This is a genomic window from Klebsiella sp. MS 92-3, from assembly GCF_000195655.1.
GTDB classification, from domain to species: Bacteria; Pseudomonadota; Gammaproteobacteria; order Enterobacterales; family Enterobacteriaceae; genus Klebsiella; species Klebsiella pneumoniae.
The window spans coordinates 2,673-11,381 of the sequence record NZ_GL882840.1 but is presented as its reverse complement, the minus strand read 5'-3'; the positions used below and the strand labels follow the sequence as shown (position 1 = coordinate 11,381).

General features: G+C 64.0%; 5 protein-coding genes. All 5 read right to left on the bottom strand.

Features of this window, described 5'->3' with window-relative positions; translation table 11 throughout:
* Window positions 1-189: 189 nt before the first annotated feature.
* Window positions 190-912 carry a two-component system response regulator BaeR gene (gene baeR, locus HMPREF9538_RS06780; protein ID WP_004175198.1) on the bottom strand — a complete coding sequence of 241 codons (723 nt, stop codon included), beginning with the start codon at window positions 910-912 and terminating at the stop codon, window positions 190-192.
* Window positions 909-2,387 carry a two-component system sensor histidine kinase BaeS gene (gene baeS, locus HMPREF9538_RS06785; RefSeq protein WP_004149058.1) on the bottom strand — a complete coding sequence of 493 codons (1,479 nt, stop codon included), beginning with the start codon at window positions 2,385-2,387 and terminating at the stop codon, window positions 909-911. The genes baeR and baeS overlap by 4 nt, the downstream gene beginning before the upstream one ends.
* Window positions 2,384-3,799 (bottom strand): MFS transporter, encoded by a 1,416-nt coding sequence (locus tag HMPREF9538_RS06790; protein WP_009485876.1) that lies wholly within the window; start codon window positions 3,797-3,799, stop codon window positions 2,384-2,386. The genes baeS and HMPREF9538_RS06790 overlap by 4 nt, the downstream gene beginning before the upstream one ends.
* Window position 3,800: 1 nt before the next feature.
* Window positions 3,801-6,878 (bottom strand): multidrug efflux RND transporter permease subunit MdtC, encoded by a 3,078-nt coding sequence (mdtC, locus tag HMPREF9538_RS06795; protein WP_009485875.1) that lies wholly within the window; start codon window positions 6,876-6,878, stop codon window positions 3,801-3,803.
* Window positions 6,879-8,709 (bottom strand): efflux RND transporter permease subunit (locus tag HMPREF9538_RS30395; protein WP_009485874.1); only part of this gene is annotated, 1,831 nt, incomplete at its 5' end.

The following is an 8,709-nucleotide window of genomic DNA, read 5'->3' as shown; positions in this document are numbered from 1 at the left end:
CAATTGCAATATCTGTGTGAACTTACACACCTGGGCAGTGCTCACACTGACAGCGTTAATAACGCCTGGTGGGATAGGCTCTAGGGAGTTCCCCGGGTTGCGGCGTAAACGCCTTACCCGGGCTACGGATTGCAGATGGCGGTGAACGTGTAGCCCGGCGAAGCGCAGCGCGAGCCGGGAAAAGGCTAACTACGCCAGCCGGCAGGCGTCCGCTTCCCAGCGGTAGCCAACGCCATACACCGCGCGGATAAACGACTGCTCGGCGTCCAGCGCCTCCAGCTTGCGCCGCAGGTTCTTGATGTGGCTGTCGATGGTGCGATCGGTGACTACCCGATAATCGTCATACAGATGGTTGAGTAGCTGTTCGCGGGAGAACACTTTGCCCGGCTCCTGGGAGAGGGTTTTCAGCAGCCGGAACTCGGCGGGAGTGAGGTCCAGCAGCTTGTCGCGCCAGGAGGCCTGAAAACGACCTTCGTCGACAATCAGCGGGCTCTGGGCGTCCAGCGCCTGCAGATCGCGCTGCGGTTTGCAGCGGCGGAGGATGGTTTTTACCCGGGCGACCACTTCCCGCGGGCTGTAGGGCTTGCAGATATAGTCGTCGGCGCCTATTTCCAGCCCCAGCAAACGGTCGATCTCTTCGATTTTCGCCGTCACCATCACCACCGGAACATCGGAGAAGCGGCGAATTTCCCGGCACAGCGTCAGACCGTCGGTACCGGGCAGCATCAGATCCAGCAGGATCAGGTGCGGCGGCGTCTGGCGGACGTAGGGCAGGACCTTGTCGCCGTGGTTAATCAACGCAGGCGCATAGCCGGCGGCCTGCAGATAATCAATCAGCAGCTGGCCGAGCTTCGGTTCATCTTCCACGATAAGGATGCGTGGGGTGTTTTCATCTACAGGCAATTCAGTCATACGTCTCTCGGTAAATCATGTTCCAGAGGTAACTCAACTTTAATGCTAACCCCGCCAAAAGGCGAATGGTCGGCACGCAGGGTGCCGCCGTGGGCCGCTACGATATTGAGGCAAATCGCCAGCCCGAGGCCGGAGCCGCCGCTGGCGCGGTTGCGCGATCCTTCCGCCCGGTAAAAGCGTTCGCACAGGCGGGCCAGCTGCTCATCGCTGACGCCGGGGGCGCTGTCGGCGAAGTCAATCACCAGCATCCGGCCGCTGCGGCGGGCGGTGATGTGCAGGCTGCCGCCGCTGTCGGTATAGCGCAGGCTGTTCTCCAGCAGATTGTTGAAGAGCTGCATCAGGCGGTCGCGGTCGCCGAAGATCATCGCCTGCTCCGGGAGCGACACCTGAATGCTTAGCTGCCGGCTGGCGAAGCGCTCGCGAAAAGCGCCCGCCGCCACTTCCAGCAGGGTGATGATATCCAGTGAGGTTTTCTGGTAGGCCAGCGCCCCCTCGTCGGACATCGACAGCTGATGGAGGTCGTCCACCAGCTTGGTGAGGGTAGCCACCTCGGCCTGCAGAGAGGGAATCGACTCGGGGGTAAAGCGCCGGACCCCATCCTGAATCGCCTCCAGCTCGCCGCGCAGCACCGCCAGCGGGGTACGCAGCTCATGGGAGATATCGGCCATCAGATCGCGACGCATCTGCTGGTTGCGCTCCAGGGTGCTGGCGAGCTGGTTAAAATCCTGCGCCAGGCGGCCGAGCTCATCGCCGCCGGTCACCGTCACGCGGGTGGAAAAGTCGCCTGCCGCCAGCTTATGGGTGCCTTCCACCAGCCGCTTCACCGGCGCCAGCAGACCGCGGGCCAACGGGAAAGTGGCCAGCGCGGCAAGCAGGGTGGCAAGGGCGACGATCAGCCAGCTGGTGCGCTTTTGCTGCCGGTCGAAGTTAATGTCGGTATTGCGCGTCAGCCGCTCTACCGGCGAGGCGATCACTTTGCCCACCTCCGCGCCGTTGACCACGATGCTGCGCTGGGTGCCGTCCTCCGGGACGCGCTCACGCGGCCCCACCAGCACGCGCCCCGACTGATCCACCACCCAGAACATGGTGCGCCAGCCGTGGGGCGGCATTTCCGGCCTCGGGCGCGGGCCGTCAGGGGGGCCATCCGGCGGCGGCCCGTCCGGGGCGGCGTCCGGCTTCATGGCGTGCCCCGGCGGCGAGCGGTCGTCGTTATCCCGTTCGAAGGTGCGCAGCAGCTGGAAGATAAAGCGGTCATTGTTGCGCAGAAACGCCCAGCTGCCATGCTGGGCATACTGCTCGCTCAGCGCGTCGCTGAGCATGGTTAAGCGCTGCTCATTGCCGCGCTTGATATAGTCGATAAACCCGCGTTCAAAACTAATGCGCACCGCCCAGTGCATGCTGATCAGCAGCACGATGCAGGTGGCGAATATAGCGAGGAACAGCTTGCCGGTAATACCCGGGCGCCAAAATTTCACGATCCACTCCTGTTGCGTCGACGGAGGACGGTATTGCTGCCGACGTCATCCGGTACCCGGGAAAAGATGAGCGCCGGCAGGGCGATGATCGCCGCCATGCTCAGATAGGTGTAGAGAAAGACCTGATGGGTGCTGGCGGCGTCGAGGCTCATATGCTGCTGGCCATACAGCCCCAGCAGCAGCCCGGCGATGGTCACGCCGATACTCATCGACAGCTGCATCACCATCGACAGCAGGCTGTTGCCGCTGCTGGCCAGATCGTCCGGGAGATCTTTCAGCGTCAGGGTATTCATTGAGGAGAAGCGGCTGGCGTTGATCATCCCCTGCAGAAACAGGACCAGCGGCAGCGCGTAATACCACCCGGCCAGGGCGCTAAACATAAACAGCAGGCTGACCGCCGCCAGGCCCAGGGTGCTGGCGACCAGCACCCGACGGTAGCCAAAGCGGTTGACCACCTGGACCACGATCCGCTTCATGCCCATGCTGCCGAGCACCATCGGGATCATCATCAGCCCGGCGTGAAAGGGGGAGAAGCCGAGGCCGATCTGCAGAAACACCGGGGTCATAAACGGCAGCATGCCGCTGCCGATGCGTCCCGCGAAGCTGCCGCCGAGGCCGAGAGAGAAAGTGCGGTTGCGAAACAGGTTAAGGCTAAACAGCGCCCGGGCGTTGCCGCGGGCGTGCCACAGGTAGAGCAGCAGGGCGCAGAGGCCGACGGCCACCAGCCCCGCCAGCCAGGCAGGGGAAATGCCGAGCCCTTTCTGGCCGTCGAGCGCCAGGGTCAGGGTCGCCATTCCAGCGGCCAGCAGCAGAAAGCCGGAGAGATCGAAGCGCCGGGTCTGCATGGTGTAGTTGGGCATCAGACAGAGGGTGGCGATAGCGCCGACGATCCCCACCGGGATATTGATGAGGAAGATCCAGTGCCAGGAGGCGTACTCCACCAGCACCCCGCCCAGCGCCGGGCCGAGCAGCGGACCGACCTGGCCCGGCAGGGTGACGAAGGTCATCGCCGCCATATACTGATCGCGCGGGACGATCTTCATCACCGTCAGGCGGCCGACCGGCACCATCATCGCGCCGCCGACCCCCTGCAGCACCCGCGCCATCACCAGCTGGTCGAGGGTGCTGGCCTGGGCGCAAAACAGCGATCCGGCGGTAAACAGCACGATGGCGGTGAAGAAGATATTGCGCACCCCGACCCGGTCGGCCAGCCAGCCGCTGACCGGCAGCATCACCGCCACCGTTAACACATAGGAGACGATAATCATATGCATATGCAGCGGACTCTCCCCGAGGCTTTTGGCCATCGAGGGGAGGGCGGTATTAACGATGGTGGTGTCCAGCGACTGCATAAAGAAGCCGAACGCCACTATCCATAGCTGCCAGCGCACGCTGGCCGGGAGGTCTGTCATGTTATTCGCTTACCGGTTGAGAGGAGTGACGCGAAAAACGCAGCCGCAGACGGTCAAAGAAAAGATAGACCACCGGCGTGGTGTAGAGCGTTAACAGCTGGCTCATCACCAGACCGCCGACGATGGTGATCCCCAGAGGCTGGCGCAGCTCAGAGCCATCGCCCCCGGAGAGCACCAGCGGGAGGGCGCCGAACAGCGCGGCGAGGGTGGTCATCATAATCGGCCGGAAACGCAGCAGGCAGGCCTGGAAAATCGCCTCTTCCGGCGTCAGGTTGCCGTTGCGCTGCGCTTCCAGGGCAAAATCAACCATCATGATGGCGTTTTTCTTAACGATGCCAATTAATAACATAATCCCAATCAGGGCGATTAGGCTGAACGGGGCATCGAAGATCTCCAGCGCCAGCAGAGCGCCCACCCCGGCGGAGGGCAGCGTCGAGAGGATGGTCAACGGATGCACATAGCTCTCATATAGCACCCCCAGCACGATATAGACCGTGGCGATAGCCGCGAGGATCAGGATCACCTGCGCGTTCATGGTCTGCTGGAACACCTGAGCGGTACCGGCAAAGGAGCCGCGCACGCTCGACGGCACCCCGAGCTGGGTCATCGCGCGGTCAATGGCCTCGCTGGCTTCCGACAGCGAGCGGCCGGTGGGCAGGTTAAAGGAGATAGTGGATGCCGCCGACAGCCCCTGGTGGTTCACCGACAGCGGGGCATTGGCCGGCTGCCATTTGGCGAAGTAGGCCAGCGGGATCGGCTTGCCGTCGCTGTTAATGACGAACATCTTATCCAGGGCGCTGACGTCCTGGGTGTAGGCCGGATCCACCTCCATCACCACCTTATACTGGTTGAGCGGCTGGTAGATGGTAGAGATCTGCCGCTGGCCAAAGGCGTTGTTCAGCAGGTTGTTGGCGTCCTGGACGCTGATGCCGAGGCGCGACATGGTATCCCGGTCATAGACCAGGTCCATTTCGGCGCCATTGTCCTGCTGATCGGAGTTGACGTCCGCCAGCTCCGGCAGCGCCGCCAGCGCTTTGCGGATCTTCGGCTCCCACTCGCGCAGCGCCGACAGGTCGTCGGACAGCAGGGTGTACTGATAGCTGGCGTTCGACTGCCGGCCGCCGACGCGGATATCCTGCACCGCCATCAGGAACAGGTTGGCCCCGGGCTCGTTGGCCAGCTTTTTGCGCAGCCGGTCGATCACCTGCTGCGCCGTCTCGTGGCGCTGGTCGCGCGGCTTGAGGGTGATAAACATCATCCCGCTGTTGACCCGCGAGCCGCCGGTAAAGCCGGTGACGTTATCCACCGCCGGATCTTCGCGAATGATCTTCATAAAGTCCTGCAGCTTGCCGCGCATCGCCTGGAAGGAGATGCTCTGGTCGGCCTGAATGCCGCCCATCAGCACCCCGGTGTCCTGCTCCGGGAAGAAGGTTTTCGGGATCGAAATGTAGAGCCAGACGCTGAGGGCGATGGTGCCGAGCACCACCAGGCCGGTCAGGCGGGTATGCTTCAGCACCCATTTTAACGATTTACCATAGCCGCCCTGTACGGCCACCAGCAGGCGGCCAAAGCCGCGGTTGCGCGTCGGCTGGTGGGGCTTGCCGCTTTTCAGCAGCCAGCCGCACATCATCGGCGTCAGGGTGAGGGAGACCGCCAGCGAGATGCCGATCGCCACCGACAGGGTGACGGCGAACTCGCGCAGCAGGCGGCCGGGCAGGCCGCCCATCAGCAGCAGCGGCAGGAACACCGCCACCAGCGACAGGCTCATCGACAGCACGGTAAAGCCGACCTCGCGGCTCCCCTGCAGCGCCGCCTGCAGCGGTTTCATCCCCGCCTCCAGATGGCGGGAGATATTCTCCAGCACCACGATAGCGTCATCCACCACGAAGCCGGTGGCGATGGTCAGGGCCATCAGCGACAGGTTATTGAGGCTGAAGCCGCACAAATACATCGCGGCGAAGGTGCCGATTAAGGAAACCGGGACGGCGACGGCCGGGATCAGCGTGGCGCGCCCCGAGCGCAGGAACAGGAACACCACGAGGATCACCAGCGCCACCGAAATCACCAGCGTCTGCTCCACCTCCTCCAGCGAGGCGCGGATGGTCGGCGAGCGGTCTTGGGCGATCTGCAGGTCGATAGCCGCCGGAATGGTCTGCTGCAGCTCCGGCAGGCGGGCGCGGATGCTGTCCACCGTCTGGATAATATTGGCTTCCGGCAGTTTGCGGATCATCAGCAGGATCGCCGGTTTGGCGTTGGTCATCCCGGCGTTGCGTACGTCCTGCACCGAATCCGAGACGGTGGCGACATCTCCCAGCCGCACCGCGGCGCCATTTTGATAGTGGACGATCAGCGGCTGATAGTCGGCGGCGGTCTTCAGCTCATCGTTGGTCTGCACCTGCCAGCGGTGCGCGCTGTCCTCCAGCGCCCCCTGCGGTTTGCGCACGTTGGCGTCGCTGATGGCGGTGCGCACCGCGTCCAGCGACACGCCCTGGTTGAACAGCGCCTGCGGGTTGAGGTCGACGCGCACCGCCGGCAGGGAGCTGCCGCCGACGTCGACATCGCCCACGCCGTCGATCTGCGCGATGGTCTGCGCCAGCTGGGTGGAGGCGAAATCATACAGCTCACCCTGGGAGTAGGTGTCCGAGGTCAGCGTCAGGATCATGATCGGCGCATCCGACGGATTGGCTTTGCGATAGGTCGGCCGGCTGGGCATTCCGCTCGGCAGCAGGCTTTGCGCGGCGTTGATCGCCGCCTGAACGTCGCGCGCCGCGCCGTTGATATCGCGGTCGAAGTTAAACTCGAGAATGATGCGGGTACTGCCGAGCGAGCTGGAGGAGGTCATCTCATTGACCCCGGCAATCCGCCCCAGGGAGCGCTCCAGCGGGGTGGCCACCGACGAGGCCATGGTCTCCGGCGAGGCTCCCGGCAGCGAGGCGCTAACCATGATCACCGGGAAGTCCACCTGCGGCAGCGGGGCTACCGGCAGCAGCCGGAAGCCGAGAATGCCGCACAGGGTGATGGCCAGCGAGATGAGGATCGTCGCCACCGGGCGGTAAATGAAGAGGGCGAAAAACTTCACTTACGCCTCCTCTTCCTGACGCGGGAAGCGGCGCTTCAGGTGCAGCGACAGGCGGTCGAACAGCAGATAGATCACCGGGGTGGTGAACAGGGTCAGCACCTGGCTGAGCATCAGACCGCCGACCATGCCGATCCCCAGCGGACGCCGCAGCTCGGCGCCGACGCCGGTGCTCAGCATCAGCGGCAGGGCGCCGAGCAGGGCGGCGAGGGTAGTCATCAGGATCGGCCGAAAACGCAGCAGACAGGCCTGGTAGATCGCCTCCCGCGGCGGCATGCCCTGCTCGCGCTCAGCGGCCAGCGCGAAGTCGATCATCATGATGGCGTTCTTCTTCACGATGCCGATCAGCAGAATGATGCCGATGATGGCGATCACGTCCAGCTCGCTGCCCGCCAGCCACAGCGCCAGCAGCGCCCCGACCCCGGCGGTGGGCAGGGTGGAGAGAATCGTGATCGGGTGGATAAAGCTCTCGTACAGCACCCCCAGCACGATATACATCGCCACCACCGCGGCGACCACCAGCCAGACGGTGCTGCCGAGCGCCGACTGGAAGGCCAGCGAGCTGCCCTGGAACTGGGTGCGAATATCGGTCGGGAAATCCAGCGACTGTTCGGCGGCGAGGATCGCCTCCACCGCTTCGCCCAGCGAGTAGTTGTCCGGGACGTTAAACGAGATGGTGGTCACCGGGAACTGATCGAGGTGGTTCACCGACAGCGGGGTAAAGCGCTGCTCCACCGTGGCGATGGCGGTCAACGGCACGATGCCGCCGTCGCTGCTGGTGAGACGGATATTCTCCAGCGCCGCCAGGCCCGGCGTCGCCTCGGTATCCTGCTCGAGCACCACGCGATACTGATTCGCCTGAGTGTAAATAGTGGAGATCAGCCGCTGGCCGAAGGCGTTGTACAGCGCATTATCGACATCGGCCATTGAGATACCGAGGCGGCTGGCGCTGTCGCGATCCACCTTGATATAGGCGGCCAGGCCTTTGTCCTGCCAGTCGCTGCTGACGTCGGCCAGCTGCGGCTGGGCCTGCAGGCGGCTGAGCAGCGGCGGCACCCAGGTGCTCAGCGCCTCGAGGGAGTTTGCCTGCAGGGTGAACTGATACTGGGTGCGGCTCACCGTGGTGTCGATGGTCAGGTCCTGGGTTGGCTGCAGGTAGAGCGCCACGCCGGGGACGCCGTCCACCGCCTGCTGCAGGCGGCTAATCACCGTCTGGACGCGGTCGTCGCGTTCGTCCAGCGGCTTGAGGTTGATCTGCAGAGGGGCGCTGTTCAGCGCCGGGTTGGTGCCGTCGACGCCGACGAAGGAGGTCAGACTCTCCACCGCCGGATCCTTAAGGATAATGCTGGCCACCTGCCGCTGGCGCTCGGCCATGCTGGCGAAGGAGACCGACTGCGGCGCCTGGAGGGTACCCTGGATAATGCCGTTATCCTGGATCGGGAAAAAGCCTTTCGGGATAAAGACCCACAGGATAATCGACAGCGCCAGGGTGCTCAGGGCGACGCCGAGCGTCAGCCACGGATGGTTCAGCACCCGGCTCAGCCAGCGGCCATAGACGGCGATCACCCGTTCGAAGAAACGCTCGCTGGCCCGCGAGAATCGGTTCTGCTTGCGCAGCGATTCGTGGCTTAACATGCGGGCGCACATCATCGGCGTCAGGGTCAGGGAGACCACCGCCGAGATAAGAATAGCGACGGCAAGGGTGACGGCGAATTCGCGGAACAGGCGGCCGACGATATCGCCCATAAACAGCAGCGGGATCAACACCGCGATCAGCGAGAAGGTGAGGGAGATGATGGTGAAGCCGATCTCCCCCCCCCCCCCCCCCCCCCCG